General features: G+C 54.4%; 18 protein-coding genes. 11 read left to right on the top strand and 7 right to left on the bottom strand.

The features are described from left to right. The first annotated feature begins 242 nt into the window (after positions 1–242). Both ppnN and xni read left to right on the top strand, forming a co-directional pair. Positions 243–1,607, top strand: a complete 1,365-nt coding sequence (ppnN, locus tag H0248_RS04655) for a nucleotide 5'-monophosphate nucleosidase PpnN (RefSeq protein WP_014914436.1) — start codon at positions 243–245, stop codon at positions 1,605–1,607. A 67-nt stretch (positions 1,608–1,674) separates the two neighbouring features. Then, positions 1,675–2,457, top strand: a complete 783-nt coding sequence (gene xni / locus H0248_RS04650) for a flap endonuclease Xni (protein WP_180784942.1) — start codon at positions 1,675–1,677, stop codon at positions 2,455–2,457. Positions 2,458–2,510: 53 nt separating this feature from the next. Here the strand turns inward: xni and rlmM are convergent, their stop codons facing one another. The 4 genes from rlmM to H0248_RS04630 all read right to left on the bottom strand — a co-directional run bounded on the left by rlmM (position 2,511) and on the right by H0248_RS04630 (position 6,004). Then, positions 2,511–3,611 (bottom strand): 23S rRNA (cytidine(2498)-2'-O)-methyltransferase RlmM, encoded by a 1,101-nt coding sequence (gene rlmM / locus H0248_RS04645; RefSeq protein ID WP_039276084.1) that lies wholly within the window; start codon positions 3,609–3,611, stop codon positions 2,511–2,513. Continuing rightward, entirely contained in the window at positions 3,604–3,999 is a 396-nt protein-coding gene (locus H0248_RS04640) for a DUF423 domain-containing protein (protein ID WP_039276086.1), read from the bottom strand. The genes rlmM and H0248_RS04640 overlap by 8 nt, the downstream gene beginning before the upstream one ends. A gap of 323 nt (positions 4,000–4,322) precedes the next feature. Continuing rightward, positions 4,323–5,246: a transcriptional regulator GcvA gene (locus H0248_RS04635; protein WP_010296350.1), complete on the bottom strand. Its 924-nt coding sequence runs from the start codon at positions 5,244–5,246 to the stop codon at positions 4,323–4,325. Between the two features lie 536 nt (positions 5,247–5,782). Beyond that, positions 5,783–6,004 (bottom strand): YgdI/YgdR family lipoprotein, encoded by a 222-nt coding sequence (locus H0248_RS04630; protein WP_005975888.1) that lies wholly within the window; start codon positions 6,002–6,004, stop codon positions 5,783–5,785. 183 nt (positions 6,005–6,187) lie between these two features. On the opposite strand from H0248_RS04630, the gene csdA reads away from it, so the two are divergent. Further along, positions 6,188–7,393: a cysteine desulfurase CsdA gene (csdA, locus tag H0248_RS04625; protein ID WP_180784941.1), complete on the top strand. Its 1,206-nt coding sequence runs from the start codon at positions 6,188–6,190 to the stop codon at positions 7,391–7,393. A 3-nt stretch (positions 7,394–7,396) separates the two neighbouring features. Continuing rightward, entirely contained in the window at positions 7,397–7,870 is a 474-nt protein-coding gene (csdE, locus tag H0248_RS04620; protein WP_110163567.1) for a cysteine desulfurase sulfur acceptor subunit CsdE, read from the top strand. A 15-nt stretch (positions 7,871–7,885) separates the two neighbouring features. On the opposite strand, the gene tcdA is transcribed toward csdE, so the two are convergent. Next, positions 7,886–8,704: a tRNA cyclic N6-threonylcarbamoyladenosine(37) synthase TcdA gene (gene tcdA / locus H0248_RS04615; protein ID WP_010284764.1), complete on the bottom strand. Its 819-nt coding sequence runs from the start codon at positions 8,702–8,704 to the stop codon at positions 7,886–7,888. Positions 8,705–8,772: 68 nt separating this feature from the next. Beyond that, a complete protein-coding gene (locus H0248_RS04610) occupies positions 8,773–11,031 on the bottom strand; it encodes a molybdopterin-dependent oxidoreductase (protein ID WP_180784940.1) in 2,259 nt (752 codons plus the stop codon). Between the two features lie 534 nt (positions 11,032–11,565). On the opposite strand from H0248_RS04610, the gene H0248_RS04605 reads away from it, so the two are divergent. The 7 genes from H0248_RS04605 (at position 11,566) to H0248_RS04575 (ending at position 19,853) form a co-directional block, all read left to right on the top strand. After that, entirely contained in the window at positions 11,566–13,152 is a 1,587-nt protein-coding gene (locus tag H0248_RS04605; RefSeq protein ID WP_180784939.1) for an ABC transporter substrate-binding protein, read from the top strand. A gap of 53 nt (positions 13,153–13,205) precedes the next feature. Continuing rightward, positions 13,206–14,192 (top strand): ABC transporter permease, encoded by a 987-nt coding sequence (locus tag H0248_RS04600; RefSeq protein WP_180784938.1) that lies wholly within the window; start codon positions 13,206–13,208, stop codon positions 14,190–14,192. Between the two features lies 1 nt (position 14,193). After that, positions 14,194–15,129 carry an ABC transporter permease gene (locus tag H0248_RS04595; protein ID WP_180784937.1) on the top strand — a complete coding sequence of 312 codons (936 nt, stop codon included), beginning with the start codon at positions 14,194–14,196 and terminating at the stop codon, positions 15,127–15,129. After that, positions 15,126–16,847 (top strand): ABC transporter ATP-binding protein, encoded by a 1,722-nt coding sequence (locus H0248_RS04590; protein ID WP_180784936.1) that lies wholly within the window; start codon positions 15,126–15,128, stop codon positions 16,845–16,847. Before H0248_RS04595 ends, H0248_RS04590 begins: the two co-directional genes overlap by 4 nt. A gap of 49 nt (positions 16,848–16,896) precedes the next feature. Further along, positions 16,897–18,105 carry a M20 aminoacylase family protein gene (locus H0248_RS04585; RefSeq protein WP_205558279.1) on the top strand — a complete coding sequence of 403 codons (1,209 nt, stop codon included), beginning with the start codon at positions 16,897–16,899 and terminating at the stop codon, positions 18,103–18,105. 85 nt (positions 18,106–18,190) lie between these two features. Next, entirely contained in the window at positions 18,191–18,892 is a 702-nt protein-coding gene (locus H0248_RS04580; protein WP_104213236.1) for a TetR/AcrR family transcriptional regulator, read from the top strand. A 43-nt stretch (positions 18,893–18,935) separates the two neighbouring features. Further along, a complete protein-coding gene (locus tag H0248_RS04575; protein WP_014914423.1) occupies positions 18,936–19,853 on the top strand; it encodes a 4-hydroxy-tetrahydrodipicolinate synthase family protein in 918 nt (305 codons plus the stop codon). An 87-nt stretch (positions 19,854–19,940) separates the two neighbouring features. Here H0248_RS04575 and mltA read toward each other — a convergent pair whose 3' ends face one another. Then, positions 19,941–21,071, bottom strand: coding sequence for a murein transglycosylase A (gene mltA, locus H0248_RS04570; RefSeq protein ID WP_180784934.1), 1,131 nt, complete (start codon positions 21,069–21,071; stop codon positions 19,941–19,943). Positions 21,072–21,382: the final 311 nt, after the last annotated feature.

Raw genomic sequence — 21,382 nt, 5'->3', positions numbered from 1 at the left:
CCAACATTGGAAAAAATGATGGCAGCGCGTTAAGGTGGTGTGCCAGACAACAAAAGATCCATAACGTCTGAACGGTGCTCAAGTAGGTTTCATTTAGGCTCGCGGTATTTAACGCATGCGCGTAGCGCCTTAAATGAATGACATTCGTGCCGTGCTGCTGAAACGTCGAGCGTGTAACAACGGAACGTGCTCTCGGCAGCCAGCATGGCATCGCGAATTATATTGCGTTTCAAGGAGCAAAATTGATTACACATATAAGCCCATTGGGATCGATGGATTTGTTATCGCAGTTGGAAGTGGACATGCTGAAAAGCACAGCCAGCAGCGATCTCTACCGTTTGTTTCGCAACTGTTCCCTCGCCGTACTGAATTCCGGTAGCCAGACAGATAACAGCAAAGAGCTGCTGTCTCGTTATGAAGATTTTGATATCAACGTGCTGCGCCGCGAACGCGGCGTTAAACTGGAATTGGTGAACCCGCCGGAAGACGCCTTCGTTGACGGCAACATCATTCGCGCCTTGCAGGCTAACCTGTTCGCCGTATTGCGCGACATTCTGTTCGTCAATGGCCAAATCGCCAGCGCAGGTCGCTATCAGAACCTGAATCTGGAAAATTCCGCCCATATCACCAATCTGGTGTTCTCTATCCTGCGTAATGCCAGAGCGCTCCACGTCGGGGAAGAACCAAACATGGTGGTCTGCTGGGGCGGCCACTCGATTAATGAGATCGAATACCAGTATGGCCGTAAGGTAGGCAGTCAGCTCGGCCTGCGTGAACTGAATATCTGCACGGGCTGCGGTCCGGGCGCGATGGAAGCGCCAATGAAAGGTGCCGCCGTCGGTCACGCGCAGCAGCGCTATAAAGAAGGACGCTTCATCGGCATGACTGAACCGTCCATCATTGCCGCTGAACCACCGAATCCACTGGTCAATGAACTGATTATCATGCCGGATATCGAAAAGCGTCTGGAAGCCTTTGTCCGTATCGGACACGGCATCATCATTTTCCCCGGCGGGGTCGGAACGGCGGAAGAGTTCCTCTATCTTCTGGGCATTATGATGAACCCGGAAAACAGCGAGCAGGTGCTGCCGATTATCCTGACCGGGCCCGAGGAAAGTGCAGACTATTTCCGCGTGCTGGACGAATTCATTGTTAGCACGCTGGGCCGTCAGGCACGTCGTTACTACTCGATCATCATTAATGATGCCGCAGAAGTCGCCCGTCAGATGAAGAAAGCGATGCCGCAGGTGAAAGAAAGCCGCCGCCACACGGGCGATGCCTACAGTTTTAACTGGTCACTGCGCATCGCACCCGATCTGCAACTGCCCTTTGAGCCGACACATGAAAACATGGCCGACCTCAACCTGCATCCGAATCAGCCCGCTGAAGAGTTGGCTGCCGCGCTGCGTCGGGCGTTCTCCGGCATTGTGGCTGGCAATGTGAAGGAAGTCGGTATTCAGGCGATTGAGCAACGTGGGCCGTACAAAATTCACGGCGACCCGCAGATGATGAAAAGCATGGATACGCTGCTACAGGGCTTTGTCGCACAACAGCGCATGAAGCTGCCCGGCAGCGCCTATATCCCCTGCTACGAAATCTGCGCCTAACGGTTCACCGATCGTACCAACGCGGGGAAGCCTGGCTTCCCCCTCTTATCACATCAGGAATTACGCGATGTCCGTCCATTTGCTGATTGTCGACGCGCTCAATCTGATACGTCGCATTCATGCGGTACAAGGTTCGCCTTGTATCACGGCATGCCAACATGCGCTGCATCAACTCATACAAAACAGTCAGCCTACGCATGCTGTCGCCGTCTTTGATGATGAAGATCGCGATACCAGTTGGCGTCACCAGCTCCTACCGGACTACAAGGCAGGACGCACGCCAATGCCGGAGAATCTGAAGCAGGAACTCCCGCAGATTAAAGCGGCATTTGCCGCCGTTGGCGTAGCAAGCTGGCATAGTCCCGGCAATGAAGCCGATGATCTGGCGGCTACGCTGGCCGCCAAGCTGTCATCCGCGGGTCATCAGGCAACGATAGTGTCGACTGACAAAGGGTATTGCCAGCTACTGGCACCACACATTCAGATCAGGGATTACTTTCAGAAACGCTGGCTGGATCTGCCGTTTATCGAACAGGAATTTGGTGTGTCACCGCAGCAGCTTACAGACTACTGGGGGCTGGCGGGCATTAGCAGCAGTAAGATTCCGGGCGTCGCAGGAATCGGCCCTAAAAGTGCCACACAGCTTTTGCAACAGGCAGGGAGTCTGGAGGCGTTGTATCAGCAGTTGGATACCGTACCGGAGAAGTGGCGTAATAAGCTGGAACAGCATAAGGAAATGGCACTGATCAGCCGTCAGGTTGCGACGCTGCGTACCGATTTAACGCTTAATGGCAATCTTCAACAGTTGAGGCTGCCGGTGCAGAATAGCGCTCAGCCGCATTCTCACTAGCGGATGAAGACGGATGCGTACCTGAGTGGCCTCAGATACGCACCTGTTCGAGACTATCGCTCGTCGCGACGGCCGGGCACCGCGCTCCAGAAACGACGAACATGCACGGTGATTTCTTCACGATCATGATACAAATGCTTGGCATGCACTTCAGCATTAACACCATTTTCGCTCAGGCGCTCACGCAGCATGGCCAGATTCTGTGACACCTCTTCATAGCGCTTCTTCATCGGCAATTTCAGATTGAATATCGCTTCACGACACCAGCCCTTGATTAGCCAATCACTCATCAGGCTGGTGACTTTCGCAGGCTTCTCCACCATATCGCACACCAGCCAATACACGTTATTACGCGGTACTTCGAAGCGGAAACCATCCGCCTGATGATGCATCACCTGTCCGGTATCCATCAGGCTCGGTGCCATTGGTCCGTTGTCTACCGCATAAACCATCATGCTGCGTTTAACCAGTTGGTAGGTCCAGCCGCCGGGGCAGGCACCTAAATCCACCGCGTACATGCCGCTGCCCAGACGCTCATCCCACTCGTCGGCAGGAATAAAGACGTGAAACGCTTCTTCCAGTTTAAGAGTCGAACGGCTTGGTGCATCAGAAGGGAACTTGAGGCGTGGGATCCCCATATAAAACGGTGAATTGTTATTGCTATAAGAGTAACCGGCATAGCAGCAGCCGGGCGCAATGAACAGCACATGGAGCACCGGACGATCTGCTTTTTCATAACCCAGCAGAATTTTGTGTTCGCGCAATGCCGCGCGCAGCGGCACGGTGAATTTACGGCAGAACTTCATCAGCTCTTTGCTTTCATTGGTATCGGGAACTTCGACGCGCAGCTCTCCCGCGCGTTCAATGGCTCCCGTCAGCATACCAACGATGGGCGTGATGCGGTCTTCTGGCGGCAGGTCGCGCAGCAGTTCACCGCTCACGAACATCTGGCGAGCAAAAATCAGCTCATGAAACGGCAGCGTTTTGACCAGACGTTCGGCATCTTCATGCTGGTAGCATTCAAACACGACGTAGCCACTGTTCTCTTTTACCCGTGCGAAGCCGAACGCATTATGCTGCGTGGCTTTTTCCGTTATTTCTGCCGCACACTCTTTCTCAAACCCAGGACGACAATACAAAATGACTTTATTCATGGCGTTCAGCCTTTCTCTTCAGACGCAGTGCGCCAATCAATAGTAATATCCACCCCACCAGAAAACAGGCTCCGCCAATCGGCGTCACATAAACCCACAGTTTCAGGTGAGAAAGCGCCAGACAGTACAAACTTCCGCTGAAGAGTACCGTTCCTAACGCCAGAAAAACGCTGCTCCAGTAAAACCACAGATTGGTTCGCTGTTGCATCGCAACCGCTAGCGCCAAAATCGCCAGCGTGTGAAATGCCTGATATTCAAGGCCGGTTTTCAACCAACCCAGCTCCGTTACACCCAGCGTTTTGCTGAGAACGTGAGAGCCAAACGCGCCCAGCGCGACAAAAGTGAAGCCACTGATAGCAGCAAACACCAGCATGAAACGACTATTCATCGTTATTACCTATACGTTATTACCTATAAACGAGGTTGCTGACAAAGACCGACAAGCGGTAGTAACGGATAGATCGTAAAGTCGCTGTGAACACATCCCTGTGCGCTCGGATTGCGCAGATATGAATCTCATCCATGAGATTCACCCTTTCAGGGCCGTCGCTAGCGACGTTCAAAAACGTTCCTGACGTTTTTGTCCCTGGCGCAAACGCTTTACTCTTCTACTCCGTTACTCCCGTTTTCGTTCGGCAAATAGATCTGTCATCAGCCTGATACGTAGTTACCTACGTGAGTTATTCGGTTAATCAGCCAGCTGACACGGCTTCAGCGCGTGCCGTTGTCATAGCGGAAGCGAAATTTTTCCTGTTCGCTGGCTGCCCGCGCCAGAATCCAATGGCGAAAGGCGGCTATTTTACCCAGTTCTGCCTGACTGTCATGACATACCAGATAAAAAGCATTCCGGCTGACCAACACATCGTTAAACGGGCACACCAGTCGCCCCGCTTCGATTTCCGTCTGCGCCATCACATTATTTGCCAGCGCGACGCCCTGCCCGTGAATCGCCGCCTGCAATACCATCGCGCTGTGGCTGAAAATCGGCCCTTGCTGCACGTTAATCTGCACGCCAAGCTGGCGCGTATAGGACAGCCAGTCACGACGCGATGCATCATGCAGCAATGTATGTGCAACCAGATCGTCCGGCGTTTTTAACGGATGATTCCCCGTCAGCAGCACCGGCGAGCAAACTGGCAACAGATATTCGGCGTACAGCTTTTCTACCCGCAGCCCCGGCCAGTTTCCCCGGCCGTAGAAAATCGCGACATCCACATCATCCGCCAGACGATCTTCATCACGGTCCACCGCCTGAATACGCACATCAATCCCTGGGTAGTCGGAGTTAAAACTCGAAAGACGCGGCACCAGCCAATGAATGGCAAAGCTGGGCAGCAGGCTGACCGTTAACGCGCCTTTGGCGCTGCGGGATTGCAGCTTACGGGTTGCCTCATTCAAAGAGGAGAAGATCTCTTTGATATCAAGATAGTAACTTTGCCCTTCTTCCGTCAGTAGCAAGGAGCGATTACGACGGCGGAATAATTTAAGCCCCAGGAAATCTTCCAGTGACTTAATCTGGTGGCTGACGGCAGCCTGCGTAACAAACAGTTCTTCTGCCGCTTTGGTAAAACTTAAATGGCGAGCCGCCGCATCAAAAACGCGCAATGCGTTGAGCGGAGGGAGACGTTTTGACATGAATGAAATCTTTTGGTTTACGCTAAATCAGCGATTTATCAGGCACATTCGTACCCAATAACGCTTAAGATGCAGAAAGGCGACAATCGGAAATCGCCCCAGCCGAGCCGCTGTCTACACGATCAAAATAATCGACAGCGACCAACCTCTCCACAACGAAAAGATGACGGGTACATATATTAGTTTTTGTAATCCGAGACATTATAATTTGTCCGTTGAGGATGTACCAGCAAATACCTATATTAGCGCAACTTCCTGGGCCGGAACGAAAAGTGCGGAGGGGTGACCTGAGGTGCTTTTGGCTTGTGGTTGTGATGTTGTGTTTGCTATTTGTTTGTCTGCCTTTTGCAGATGTGGTAGCGAGTCTACCCTATTCACTTCCTGTACATTTACCCTGTCTGTCCAAAGTGATTTTTTGTGTAGCACCGCAAATTGCGGTGCTTTTTTTGCTTACGATTCACGCCTGAATGCCATGGCACGCTGATCTAGCATCTGGCACAGCTTAACAGGCAACGTGTGATGATGGGCAAGCGGCACTATTTCCCTTTCGCCATTTCTTTCACATTATCACGGTTAATTTGCTGCTGCTGACCGTAGGCATCGGTATAGCTGATCATACCCGTCTCATCGTCAACCTTCGGTTTCCCCTCTGCGACGATGGTACGACCGTCATTGGTATGCATGACGTAATTACTGGAACAGGCTGCCAGAGAAAACGCCATCACGATAGCGGCAAAAATAGAAATTTTATTCTTCATAGTTAACCCTCAATGAATTTAAATGTCTTCTAGTTAACCTTATTCATCAGGAAATCCTGAAAATTAACACTTTAAAGCGTAGCAATAGTTGCTTTTTTTTCCATAAAATCGCATTAGGCATAGTCCTAAACTTGTCTCTCTCGACAAAATGGGACAGGATCTGCCCTCCAAAAGAGGATGCTCATGACACCGTTTAACCCCGCCACCTTCCGCCAACAGTTCCCCGCACTCCAGCATTCGACTGTCTATCTTGATAGCGCCGCGACCGCACTGAAGCCGCAGCCCGTTATTGATGCTGTGCAGGCGTTCTATGGCAGCGAGAGTGGTACGGTGCATCGCAGCCAGCATCGCGGCGCGCAGGCCTTAACCCAGCGTTTTGAAGGCGCTCGTGAGCAAGTTGCCGCGTTGCTCCACGCAGACGATCCGCGTTCCATTGTCTGGACCAGAGGCACGACGGAAGCGATCAATCTGGTCGCGCAGAGCTATGCGCGCCCTCGCCTTCAACCGGGCGACGAGATCGTCGTGAGCGAAGCGGAACATCACGCTAACCTCATTCCGTGGCTGATGGTGGCGCAGCAAACGGGCGCGAATATCGTGAAGTTACCGATAGGCGCGGACTGGTTACCAGATATCGAACAACTCGCCACGCTGATCACGCCAAAAACCCGCCTGCTGGCGCTGGGACAGATGTCAAACGTGACAGGCGGCCAGCCCGATCTGGCGCGTGCGATTGCGCTAGCTCACCGCTATGGTGCAGTCGTGATGGTTGACGGCGCGCAGGGCATCGTTCACTGCCCGCCCGATGTACAGGCGCTGGATATCGATTTCTACGCGTTTTCCGGGCACAAGCTTTATGCCCCAACCGGGATTGGCGTGCTGTACGGCAAAACCGCCTTGCTGGAAAGCATGCTGCCATGGCAAGGCGGCGGGAAGATGATGACGCAGGTGTCCTTTGACGGTTTCAAACCGCAAGCGATTCCACAGCGCTTTGAAGCGGGAACGCCGCACATTGCCGGCGTGCTTGGCCTGTCTGCGGCACTCGACTGGCTGACTACGCTGGATTGGCACGCCGCAGAGCAGCATAGCCAGCAGTTAGCGCAGCTTGCCGAAACGTATTTAGTGCAGTTCCCCGGCTTTCGCAGCTTCCGTAGCCCGCATTCCAGCGTGCTGTCCTTTGATATTGCCGATGTGCACCACAGCGATCTGGTTACGCTGCTAGCCGAAAGCGGTATCGCACTGCGTGCCGGACATCACTGTGCGCAGCCGCTCATGGACGCGCTCGGCGTCAGCGGCACGCTCCGCGCCTCGTTTGCCCCGTATAACAACCAACAAGATGTTGCTGCGCTGATCGCCGCGGTAGGCAACGCCCTTGAATTACTGATCGACTAAACCATGACCCAGACAACTGACACTATGCATCCTTTTGACTACATGCATCCTTTTGGTCACCACACCACTGTCGCCGACCTGCTGGCGCGCTTCGATGCCTGCCGCGCATGGGAAGATCGCTATCGGCAGCTCATTTTGCTGGCAAAGGCATTACCAACGTTGCCAGACGAGCTGAAAACCGAGGAGATTTCATTATCCGGCTGTGAAAATCGCGTCTGGCTGGGTTATCAACGTCAGGAAGACGGCAGGCTACATTTTTACGGCGACAGCGACGGGCGCATTGTGCGGGGATTACTGGCGGTCTTGTTAACCGCCGTAGAGGGAGAAACGCCAGAAGCGCTATTGCAGCACGATCCGCTGGCGCTGTTCGATAAGCTAGGGCTTCGCGCGCAGCTCAGCGCTTCGCGTTCAAGCGGACTGGCGGCGCTGGCCGCCAGAATCAAGGAGATTGCTGAACAAGAGGCTGCGGACCAATAGCGGTATTCGCGCTATTTATTTCTGCGGCGCAGACGCTCTTTCCCTTTTCGCTATCATCTTCTTCAGCGCATGAGATACCGCAACAAACCCAAAGGTTGCGGTGACCATCGTCGCAGCGCCAAAGCCTGACGCACAATCCATACGCATCACCCCATCAGCCGTACTGCGCGACGCGCAAACGGAACCGTCAGGCTGCGGATAAACCAGCGGTTCACTGGAAAACACGCAGTCGATGCCCAGCTTTCCTTTGCTGTTCTTCACCACGTTAAAATCGTGCTTTAACCGCTCACGCAGCTTGGCGGCCAGCGGATCCTGAATCGTTTTCGCCAGATCGACGACTTCAATGCGGGTCGGATCGATCTGCCCGCCCGCACCGCCGGTTGTCACCACCGGGATCTTATAGCGGCGGCAGTAGGAGAGCAGCGCCGCCTTCGGGCGCACGCTGTCGATGGCGTCAATCACATAGCTGAAGTTCTGGTCGAGCAGCTCGGCCACGTTTTCCGCGCTGATAAAATCGTCCACGCAGGTGACGCGACATTCCGGGTTGATCGCCAGAATACGTTCGGCCATCACTTCCGTCTTTGACTGTCCGGTGTGCTGACGCAGCGCGTGAATCTGCCGGTTGGTGTTACTGACGCACACATCATCCATATCGATCAACGTGATCGCGCCGATGCCGGTACGTGCCAGCGCCTCAGCCGCCCAGGAGCCGACGCCACCAATACCAATCACGCAAACGTGAGCCTGAGAAAACAGCGCCAGCGCCTGTTGACCATATAACCGCGCGGTGCCGCCGAAGCGTTGCAAATAGGCTTCGGATAATTGCGTACTCATTCAACCAACCTTACGAAAACAAAATCACAGGAAAATAAAACCACGAGAAAAAGCGGCTCAGGATAGCGCTAAACCCGCACGACATCCACCAGACAGCTCATGGCGTTCGGTCCCTGCGTCAGCGGCGACGTGCCGATATCCAGCGTCAGTACATTCGCATTGCCAGACTGCTCAACCGGATGCCACGTTTTCTGGCCGAAGCCGGGCTCAAACCAGGCACCAGTGGACATAATCACCACGCCCGGCGTGACGCCGTCGGTAATCTGTACGCCCGCCAGAATACGGCCACGCGCGTTTCTGACTTCCACCTGCGAGCGATCGACGATATCCCGCGCAGCGGCATCCTTAGGGTGCATGTAAAGCGTCTCTTTTCCTGCGGTCTTATTTGCGGCAACCTGCGGTGTAGCAGCCAGTTGGCTGTGCAAACGGTCGGACGGCTGAATGGAAATAAAGTGCAGCGGCCACTCTTCCGTGCTTTTGGCACCCAGCCATTCAACCGGAGGCTGCCATTCAGGATGCGGCGCAAAATCCGCATAGCCATAGCTGGCGATGGCAGAGCTAAACAGTTCAATTTTACCGCTTGGCGTACTCAAGGCATGCTGCTGCGGATCGCGGCGGAAATCCTCAAAGAACACAAACGGCTTTTCATCCATCGGGATTTCGACATGTCCCTGCTGCCAGAAATCCTCAAATGACGGCCAGCGGTCAGCGGTATCTCGCTGCCTTGCTCGACACTCGTCATAAAGATGTTCCAGCCACTGCCGTTCACTGCGATTTTGCGTGAACGCGTCGCCATAACCCAGACGCTCCGCCAGCTCGCTGAATATATCCACGTCATTACGCGCCTGATGCTGCGGCGTAATTGCCTGATGCATGGCAAAAATAAAGCGATCGCGGGATGAGCCGCCGATGTCATTACGCTCCAGCGTGGTGGTAACAGGCAGCACGATGTCCGCCATCCGCGCCGCTGGCGTCCAGACGATATCCTGCACAATCACCGTATCCGGTTTGCGCCAGCCGTCCACCAGACGGTTCAACTGCTGGTGATGATGGAACGGGTTACCGCCCGCCCAGTGAATCAGGTGGATATCAGGATAAGTATGGGTTTCGCCCTGAAAGGTATAAGGCGTTCCCGGATGCAAGAGCATATCGGCGATACGCGCCACGGGGATCGCCTTCCCCGCGTTCGGGGTTGACGGAGAAGCCGGCGCAGGCGTTGAAATACGCTCGTTGCCGACGCTGTTCATCGAACCGTGGCCGAAGGAGAACCCGCCGCCTGGTAACCCCACCTGTCCCAGCATGGAAGACAGCGCAATCATCATCCAGTAAGGCTGTTCACCACGATGGGCGCGCTGCACGGAGTAAGAACAGGTAATAAAGCTGCGTACGCCGATCAGTTGCTGCGCCAGACGTCGGATGCGCTCGGCGGGAATGCCTGTAATATCGCTGGCCCATTCGGGGGTTTTCACCACGCCGTCACCGCGACCATGTAAATAGTCACTCAGTTGTTCGTAGCCAACACAGTAGCGTTGCAGGAAATCCTTATCGTCAGCGCCCAAACGCTGAATCTCATAGCCCAATGCCAGCATCAAGGCGACATCGGTATTCGGACGGATAGGAATCCACTCGGCATTCACAAATTCAGGGCAGTCATCGCGCATCGGACTGATGTTGATGACCGGAATTCCTTTCGCCACCAGCGCTTCCAGCGCGGGCTTAAGCGTGTGGTGCCCGGCCCCACCGGATGCCACCTGTGCGTTTTTCAGCGCCAGACCGCCAAACGCGAGGAAAATATCACAATGCTCGGCGACGCTGCGCCATTCGGTGACCTTGCCCGTCAGCGGATGAAAGGTGCCAATCACGTACGGCAGGAAGAACTGCGCCGCACCCCAGCTGTAATTGCCCTGCTGATCGACCGCGCCGCCGCCGGAGAAATAGAAGCGTCGAACCTGAGAACGCGCATGGTGATAGCGCCCGGCAGACGACCAGCCGTAAGAACCGGCAAAAAGGCCGTCCGCACCGTAGCGATCGCGGATACGGCGATTTTCCTGCGCGACCAGATCGAGCGCAACGTCCCAATCCACTTCAACAAAATCTTCCCGACCACGCAGCGTTCTGTCGCTGTTTTCGCGTTTCTGAAGCCAGGAGCGACGCACCGAAGGCCGACGGATACGTCGGTCGGAATACACCAGCGGCACGATGGAATCGAGCATGGCGGACGGTGCCGGATCGTCGGCAAATGGCTCGCAGCGAATCAGCTTGCCGTCTTCAACCACAGCGGTAAACGCGCCCCAGTGCGCAAGATGTGGATAACATTTAATCGCCATGACAACCTCAGGATAAGTAATTAGCAGGCTGGATAATAACTCGAATTATCGGTGTCCCCAACAGCAAGAAGCGTGAATAGCTTATGCGTAATGTGACATTACTTATCCATATTTAAACGTTCGTTTAAAACACACGTTGGGCTAGGGTTTAACCAGAAAATAAAGAGGTGGCTCAGGATAATGCCGATCGCTTAAGAACCGAGATACACGGAGCGACCACGGGGCGAGGTATCCCTACGGGAACCTCATCCCCGTGTTTCTCCTAAAATGAGGCTTAAGTGATCCGCTTTAAAATTCAGGCAGTTTTATTATTTTTTCGTTATTCAAACCAGGAACACAGCATGAAACCCATTACGCCATACAGCAACGCTAATGACGCTATTTTACTGCCCCGATGTTGACTTAATTCAGCCTGATTTCTCTTCCTCCTGAAGAGAACGGTTTTTTGTCACCCAAAACACATCATTCAAAACACGCCATTAAAAAAATAAAGGCGGAGCGCACAACGCTGCCCTCTGCATACGGATGGGAAATATGAAAAAAAATCTATTCTTGTCAGCGTTGATTCTGACGTCCTCGCTCTTCGGCCTTGCCGCACAGGCAGAAACGCTGACGCCAAAGCGCGGCGGCACGCTGAACTTTTTGGCCGAACCTGAGCCGCCTGTATTAACCAGTCTGGTCAGCACCAGCGGCGCGGTGATGAAGGTCAACGCCAAGGTGATTGAAGGTCTGCTGAATTACGATTTCGATATGAAGCCGACCCCGCAGTTGGCAACCAGTTGGTCAGTAAGTCCAGACGGCAAACAATATACGTTCCATTTACGTAAAGGCGTGAAATGGCACGATGGGCAAGACTTCACTTCTGCGGACGTCGCATTTTCCATTCTGACCGTCAAAAAATACAATTCACGCGGTCAGGGCACGTTTGCTAACGTCACCGAAGTGAAAACCCCGGATCCGTATACCGCGATCCTTGAACTGTCAAAACCCGCACCTTACCTGCTGAGCGCGTTCTCCGCTAACGAAGCGCCTATCGTGCCGAAACACTTATACGAAGGCACAGACATTCTGTCGAATCCCCACAATACCGCACCGATTGGAACCGGCCCGTTCGTCTTCAAAGAATGGGTTCGTGGCAGCCATATCCTGTATGAACGTAACCCAAACTACTGGGACAGCCCTAAGCCTTACGTCGATAAACTGGTGGTGAAGATTATTCCCGATGCCGCCACTCGCACGATTGCGCTTGAAACCGGCGCGCTCGATCTGGGAAGCGACTCTCCCGTTCCGCTGAGTGAAATTGAACGCATCAAGAAAAACCCCAAGCTGGGCATTGAAACCGCTGGCTACGGTTACAGCCCAACGCAAACCCGCATTGAGTTCAATCTGGATAACCCTTACCTGAAGAATCTGAAGGTTCGCCAGGCCATTGCGCACAGCATCAATATTGATGTGTTGAAAAATGTGGTGTGGTACGGCTATGCGGTCAGTTCACCGACGCCGATTACGCCAGAACTGGCGCAGTTCCATGATGCAACGCCGTCACCTTATGGCTTCGATATTGCCAAAGCGAACAAACTACTGGACGAAGCCGGCTTCCCACGTCAGGCAAACGGTATCCGCTTCACGCTGGTACATGATTTCATGCCTTATGGCGATAGCTTCAAACGCGTGGCGGAATACCTCAAATCCGCACTGGCCAAAGTGGGGATTGACGTCACCATTCGCTCACAGGATTTCGCCACCTTCGTTAAGCGCGTTTATACCGACCGCGACTTTGACTTCAACAATGGTTCCATCTCGAACCTGTTCGATCCTGCCGTGGGCGTACAGCGCCTGTACTGGTCAAAAACCTATCAACCGGGCGTGCCTTTCGGCAACGGCTCACATTACAGCAATCCAGAAGTAGACCGTTTGCTTGAGCAGGCCTCGGTAGAAACCGATCCTGAAAAACGCGTGGAGCTGTACAAGCAGTTCCAGCGCATCATCGCCACGGATATTCCCGATTTGAACCTGCTCCAAATTAAGCGCCAGACGATTTACAACAAGCGCGTACATAACGTCGTCACAGATATTCAGGGCGTCAACGGCAGTCTGGCCGACGTGTGGCTGGATCAGTAATCGTAATACGGCATTCTCCTGCGCGGGCAGGGGAACTCTCATGAAGGTATGTGATGAATAAAGTAGAACGAATCGGGCGCGTACTGTGGCGTACCCTGCTTCACGCGCTGCCAACAGCGATTGGCATTATCATTCTGGTGTTTTTCCTGTTGCAGCTAGTGCCGGGAGACGCCGTTGATGTGCTGGCTGGAGAGGCAGGCAATGCAACCGAAGCGACCATGGCACACCTGCGCGCTCAGTTCGGTCTCGATCAGCCCATACTGCAACAGCTTTCGGTTTATTTGGGCAATTTGGCTCAGTTCAGCCTCGGCTTTTCGCCTCGCTACAACGCGCCGGTAATGGATCTGATCCTGTCACGGCTGCCGGGCACGCTGTTCCTGATGCTGCTGTCACAGGTCTTCGCCATCGTGATCGGCATAACGCTGGGAACGATCATGGCGGTGTGGGCGGGTAAATGGCCCGATCGCCTGCTCTCGCTGATCGCGCTGCTGCTCTACTCCACGCCGGGGTTCTGGATCGGCCTGATGACGCTGATTCTGTTTTCCGTTCATCTTGATTGGCTACCAAGCGGCGGCAATATCACCATCGGCGCGAACCTCACTGGCTGGGCATATTTCAAGGATATGTTGCAGCATGCCATCCTGCCGGTTGTGGCACTGAGCAGCTTTTTTATCGCCATTTACGCCCGCCTGACCCGCGCGGCCATGTTGGAAATTGCCCAGCAGGATTTCGTGCGCACCGCACATGCCAAAGGGCTGTCGCCGCTGTGGGTTACCGTCAGGCACATTCTACGCTGTGCGCTGCTGCCTATCACGACCGTTGCCGGTATGCACTTCGGCAATCTGCTGGGCGGAGCGGCGGTGGTCGAGACGGTCTTTAGCTGGCCGGGACTGGGCCGTCTGGCGCTGGAAGCGGTAATGGCACGTGACTTCAACGTCTTGTTAGGCGTCCTGCTGCTTTCCGCCTTCTTAGTCATTTTGGCTAACGTGCTGGTGGACTTACTGCAATCCTGGCTCGATCCCCGAATTAAGGCGCGCTGATATGAATCACCTTTCTCCTGAAAATCTCACACCGAAGAAAGCCGCAGCGGACGGCGTTAGCTCAGTAGCAACTCGCCCGTTAAAAATGCCTTTTCGCCTGTCACCGGAGGTACGTGCATTTATCCGCAACCCCGCCGGGATGGCTGGCCTGCTGTTGCTGATTACGGTATTTCTGATGGCCGCTTTCGCACCGTTGCTGTATCCCGGCGATCCGCTGGATATGGTCGCTCAGCCTTTCTTGTGGCCGGGCGAAAACCCTGATTTCCCATTGGGAACCGATTCGATGGGTCGGGATGTCGCCGCCGGAATCGTCCACGGTTCACAGGTTTCTTTGCAGATCGGCTTCTCGGCGGTCATCGTCAGTCTGTTAATTGGCACCGTCGTCGGTGCGCTGGCGGGCTATTTTGGCGGTCGAGTTGATGACCTGCTGGTTCACATCACCGAACTGTTCCAGACCTTCCCGACCTTTTTGCTGGTCGTGGTGCTGGTCGCCATCGGTTCGCCTTCGGTGACGCTGATTTCACTGGCCATCGGTATTGCCTCCTGGCCGACGATTGCACGTCTGGTGCGTGCCGAGTTTCGCTCGCTACGCGAAAGCGATTTTGTATTAGCCGCACGCAGTCAGGGATTTTCCAGCCTGCGTATTATCTTTCAGGAAATGCTGCCGAACGCGCTGCCGTCGATCATCGTCACCACGTCGGTCATGGTCGCCTCGGCCATTTTGATTGAATCCGCCCTCTCCTTCTTGGGCTTTGGCGATCCGAACCGCGTGAGCTGGGGCAGCATGATCGGCGCTGGCCGGGAATCGTTGCGTACCGCCTGGTTTCTTACCGCCTTGCCCGGCACCGCACTGGTCTTAACCGTGCTGTCACTGAATCTGGTGGGCGACGCGTTGAACGATGCCCTGAATCCACGGTTACGGGGGAGAAGCGCATGAAGCCGCTGGTCGATATTCAAGATTTACGCGTTGATTTTCCCGGTCATCAGGCCGTTCGAGGACTAAATCTGACGATTAACGCCGGAGAAACGCTGGCGCTGGTCGGCGAATCCGGCTGCGGTAAATCCGCGACGGCGCTGTCCCTGATGCGATTGGTCGCCGAACCGGGAACAATCAGCGGCCGCATCCTGTTTGATGGACAGGATCTGCTGACCCTGCCAGACCGGCAGATGCGCCAGCTACGTGGCAATGCGCTGTCGATGATTTTTCAGGAACCGATGACCTCGCTCAATCCAGTACTTTCCATCGGGCAACAGATTAGCGAAACACTGCGGTTGCATGAAACGCTGACGCCCGCACAAGCACGGACGCGCGCCATCGAGCTGTTGGATCTGGTCAAGATCCCTGAACCGGCACGCCGGGTGGATGACTATCCACATAACCTGTCTGGCGGACAGCGTCAGCGCGTCATGATCGCTATGGCAGTGGCTTGCCGTCCGCGTCTGCTCATTGCCGATGAACCGACCACGGCGCTGGACGTCACCATTCAGGCACAGATTCTGGCGCTGCTGGACAACCTGCGTCGTGAATTCTCGATGAGCCTGCTGCTGATTACCCACGATCTTGGGCTGGTGGCGCAATGGGCCGACCGTGTAGCGGTGATGTATGCCGGGCAAAAGGTAGAAGAAGCACAGGCAGCCGACCTGTTTCAGTCATCCACACACCGTTTCGCCCCCAAGCACAGCTACACGCGCGGGCTGTTAGCGACATCGCTGCACATGGATCAGGACAGGCACTACCGCACCCATCGGCTGGCGGAAATCCATCACGCGCCAACGGATGAAGGCTTTACGCTGCTGACGCCGCCCACCTTAATTCACCGAACCACCGATACGAGCCAGCCACCGCTGCTCTCGCTGAAAAATATTCATACTCGCTATTCAACCGCACAAGGCAAGGTGCTAGCCGTTGACGATGTGTCACTGACCATTTTGCCCGGAGAAACGCTCGGTCTGGTGGGCGAATCCGGCTGTGGTAAATCCACCCTGTCCAAAACCATTCTGCGCCTGCTACCGCCTTCACACGGGCAGATCGTGTTCGATGGGCAAGACATTACGACGCTAAAAGAATCACGGCTGAAAGCGCTGCGTCAGCGGGTACAGATGATTTTTCAAGACCCTTACGCGTCGCTGAATCCACGCCACAGCATTCAGCATATCCTTGAAACGCCGCTGATTGTGCACAGCCTTGGCGATCGTGCGCAGCGACAGCAGGCGATCAAAAATATCATCGATCGTGTCGGTCTGCCGCAAAGCAGCCTGAGCCGCTATCCCCATGAGTTTTCCGGCGGGCAACGCCAGCGTATCGGTATTGCCCGTGCGCTGGTGGTACGTCCTTCGCTAGTGATTTGCGACGAGCCGGTGTCCGCACTCGATGTCTCTATTCAGGCGCAGATCCTCAATCTGTTGGTTGAGTTAAAAAACGAAATGGGCCTGTCGCTGCTATTTATTTCCCACGATCTCGCGGTAGTACGCTATATCGCCGACCGGGTCATGGTGATGCAAAACGGGCGCTGCGTGGAAAGTGGCGATCACCACAGCATCTGGCATCAGCCACAGCACCCGTACACCCGCAAACTGATCGATGCCGTCCCCAGCGGCGGGCAGCGCGAAACGCCTGTATCTCCACAGTTGATGAGCAGGCAGGCGCATGGATAAGCACAGTGAACGCCAAGTGAATACATCAACCGCTATTGATCAAGCCGCGATGGAATCGGTCATTCAGGATTTCTTACCTGAGCTGATTGCGATTCGTCACCATATTCATCAGCACCCAGAAATCGGCTTTGAAGAGGTTGCTACCGCGCAATTGGTGGCAGAAAAGCTGACAGCATGGGGGCTTTCTGTCACAACCGGCATCGGTGGAACGGGGGTGGTCGCCACCCTACATGGCCGTTATCCCGGTGAAGACAGCATCGGCCTGCGGGCAGACATGGATGCGCTGTATATCAATGAGAAAACGGACCTACCCTATGCCTCGGTGCATGCTGGGAAAATGCATGCCTGCGGACACGATGGGCACACCACCATGCTGCTGGGTGCCGCACGCTATTTGTCTCAGTACCCCGACTTTGCTGGCACGGTACATTTTATTTTCCAGCCCGCGGAAGAAGGATTAGGTGGCGGACTTGCCATGCTCAATGACGGCCTGCTGACCAGGTTCCCCTGCAACCGGCTGTTTGGCCTGCATAACAAGCCCGGTATCGAGGTAGGTCAATTCGCGATTCTCAGCGGCCCTATGCTGGCGGCCAGCGACACCTGGCAGGTCACGTTTCACGGCACAGGCGGACACGGCGGTTCAGGCGTACACCTTTCTATCGACCCGACGCTGCCCGCCGCGCAATTTATGCTTGGCCTGCAAACCATCGTCAGCCGCAACGTCCCTGCGATGGAGGCAGCAGTGCTCAGCATCGGTCATATTCAGGGCGGTGATATCCATGCCCCGAACGTTATCCCGGATAGCGTCATCCTTAAAGGAACCGGACGGAGCTATTCGCCGAGCGTGCGCCACCTGCTGGAAACGCGCCTGCGAGAGCTGGCACACAGCACTGCGCAGGGCTTTGGCGCAACGGCCGACGTGCATTATGAACGGCAGTATCCCGCGCTGGTTAACGACACGCACGCCACGCAGTTAGCCGTTAACGCTGCCGCGCAGGTCGTGGGATTCGAACAGGTTAACACCGCAATGACGCCGCTGCTGGGTGCAGAAGATTTTGCCTACATGCTGGAGCAACGCCCCGGCGCCTTCATGATGCTGGGGAACAGCGACAAAAATGCGCCCAACGTGCATCACCTACATACCCCGCACTACGACTTTAATGATGCGCTGATCCCATTAGGGATCCGCTATTGGGCGACATTGGTTTATCAAGAACTGGGTTTACCAAGGACTGACGTTATCAGTAACCGAGTCTAGCGGGAGCGCATTTCCCCACGGCCTCAATCTAACAATGCATGACGTCGGTACATCCGACGGCAAGCGTGAGCAAAAAGGATGAATCATGGTGGCGTTATTGAAAACTAAAGATCAAAGCAAAGAAAAAGAGGCTGACATTAAGCAGCGTATCCTGCGTGAGGCCATCACGATCTTCGCCTGCAAAGGCAGTGAGCTAACGACGATTCGCGAAATAACGGAAGCCACCAACGTGAATGTGGCATCGGTGAATTATTACTTTGGTTCGAAAGAAGGGTTACTGCGTGCCGTATTGGACAACGTTCTCGGCCCGTTGAATGACGAAAGAACGCATCTGCTGGATGAGGTGGAAAAGGCTAATCACGGTGATGAACTGCCCGTTGCAGCGCTGCTGGATGCACTCTTGCGCCCGCTGGTTAAAACGGCTCGCACGCCCGACGGCGGGCGCATTGTCGTTCGCCTGTTACAACATCTGCGGGCTACGCCGGGTCTGGAAGTCACCGCACTGCTGTCGGCGCAGTTCGATCACGTCGCTCACCGTTTTATCGATGCCTTTTCTCGTGCGCTACCAGCGCTATCGCGCGCGGAAGTGATCTGGCGTTATGAATTTGCCCGCGGTGCCGCCATGCACGTGCTAACCGACGCCGATCCGCGTTCTGGCCGTCTGGCGTTGCTCTCCAAAGGGCTGTGTGACAACCGCGATGACGATCGCGTGTTATCGCACCTATTACGTTTTGTCGAGGCGGGTTTTACCGCCAAACCACTGACTGAGACATCCCTTCAGTCCTGATTTTTCGTTATTCGTAACACGTTTAAACCGACAGGAAACAGACATGAGCAGAGAAAAAATTGAAGGGTCATTCGTTGCCCTCATTACACCTTTCAATGACGATGGCAGCGTGGATTTCGGCGCATTTGAAGCGTTATTAAAATTCCAAGAAGACAACGGCACGGCTGCCGTTTTGATTATGGGTTCAACCGGGGAAGTGTCCATGCTGTCCCCAGATGAGAGGAAAGCGATCATCCGCCGAACCGCGCAATACAGCACCAGCAAAATGAAGCTGTTCTATGGCTGTACCGGTAACAATACCGATACCACCATTGACTATGTGCGCTATGCACATGACAACGGCGCAGACGGTGCCATTATCGCCGCCCCCGCCTATATTTGTGCCAGTGAGAGTGACATCGAAAGCTACTTTCTGGAAATTGCAGATGCGACCGATTTGCCATTAGGGATTTATAACAACCCGCCACGTGTAAAAACGGATCTGCACTGGACATCGCTGCTACGTATTTTCCAACACCCAAACTACGTCATTCATAAAGAATCCACCACCCGCGTGGGTCAGGTTGCACAAGTGCTGGCAGGCAATCCCGATGTGTCGGTAATGTGCTGCGACTCGCCCAATCTGGGTTTAGTCGTGCCAACAATGTCACTGGGAGGCCATGGAACCGCCAACATGACAGGCAATATTGCACCGGCAGAACTGGCCGAAATTTCTCGTCCGTGGAAAAACGGCGAGGATGCAGAACGCTTCCGTAAGGCGTATCAGCATTTGCTGCCGCTGCTGCACTATACCTACTCGGCAATCAATCCCGTGGCGGTGAAATCGTTGATGAAGGCAGTCGGATTACCAGCAGGCAGCCTGCGTCGTCCACTGCGGGGTTTGCAGGGCGAAGCGTTGGAGTCAGGCGTTCGTATCGTGAACGAATTAGGATTGAGCAGCAAATACGGCTTTAACCGCTGATTCTGTTCTGGCGCGTGGAGAGCAAGTGTTTCATCTCAGAAGTGGTTCATCTTAATGCCACTTCTGAGATTTCAGACGAAAGCACGATTACTGTGGATTGTTGACTAACAGCGATCCTGAACCGTTCGTCGGGCTGCTTTGCGCGTTCTTCAACACCCAGACTCGGCCATAGTGGTTGTAGAAACCCGCCGAGTGACCAGCATCCGGCCCAATGCCCTGATACATATCGAAGTGCTGGCCTTTAATCGCCCCACCGACATCCAGTGCGATCATCAAGCGCATTTCATACTTGCCGGTGAATTTACCCACGTTATCCAGCAGCGGCACTTCCATTAACAGAGCCGTACCTGCTGGGATCAGCGAACGGTCAGAGGCAACGGAGGCTTTCGCCACCAGCGGCACGGCGCTAGCCCCTTTGACGGGAGCAGACATCATTGGCTTAAAGAACACAAAAGAAGGATTCTGCTCAAACAGTTCACGCACTTCATATTCGGAATGCTGCTCCGCCCACTTGCGGATGGCCTGCATCGACATCTCTTCACGCGGCACTTCACCACGATCGATCAGCACCTTACCAATACTGCGGTAGGCATGGCCATTTTTGCCAGCGTAACCAAAGAACGTCAGCGGACGTCCATCGCCAAAATCAATATAGGCGCTGCCCTGCACTTCCATCATGAAGTTATCGACCAGCGAGTTAGTCCAAGCGAGAACCAGCCGTTCATCCAGCGCACCTGAATAAATACCGGCGCGATCTGGTAGCCGACGGCTATTTTTGCCCTTTGACGGCATGGCATATAAAGGATGGCGGAATTCCCCCTGACGGGTATGACGCGCCTGCAATACCGGCGTGTAATAACCGGTGAACTGCACGTTACCAAAGTTATCAACGCCTTCCATCTGCCAGGCATTCAGACCAAACTTGCTCAGCTCGCGGGTATCGGCACCGGACATCATCCAGTTTTCAATCGCCTGAAAGGTCGTATTATTGCGCGAGTACAGATTAGGTGACGCCGACCGAATTTCAGAAACCTGAGTCATAAAATCCCGTGCGTTGACCGGTTTTCCTTTGGCATTAGGTTCATTCACCAATTCCAGAGGCTGGTTGAGGTGACCATCTTTATATTGCTGCCCGCGATCGGTTGGCCTGGATTGGCACCCCGCCAGAATGGCAATGACCACTGCGGTCAGCACGTATTTTCCCCACCGTCCCTTCATCTTTGCGCTCGCTTTTTACATCAAAAAATTTACCGTCGAACGATAACAAACGGCTATCGAGAAAGGAATGGGAGAGCACATAAATCCACGGGTCAAACAAATGCCACTCTGCACACGGCATCGTAAAAAATCGATTTTTCTGTTAATCGTCGTATTCCGTTCACAAAACCATCCATTCGGTGACAAATCAACCCACTCGATGATAAATTAATCACCCAACAACCCAATGCTGCGTTTTTTACAGAAATAGGTTGCATCAATGTTCATGACGAGTATAGTGCGCATCCACGGACGCGGGGTGGAGCAGCCTG

Origin of the sequence: Pectobacterium brasiliense (genome assembly GCF_013449685.1) — a bacterium.
Lineage (GTDB): Bacteria > Pseudomonadota > Gammaproteobacteria > Enterobacterales > Enterobacteriaceae > Pectobacterium > Pectobacterium brasiliense_A.
This window is presented reverse-complemented; position numbering and strand designations above follow the sequence as displayed.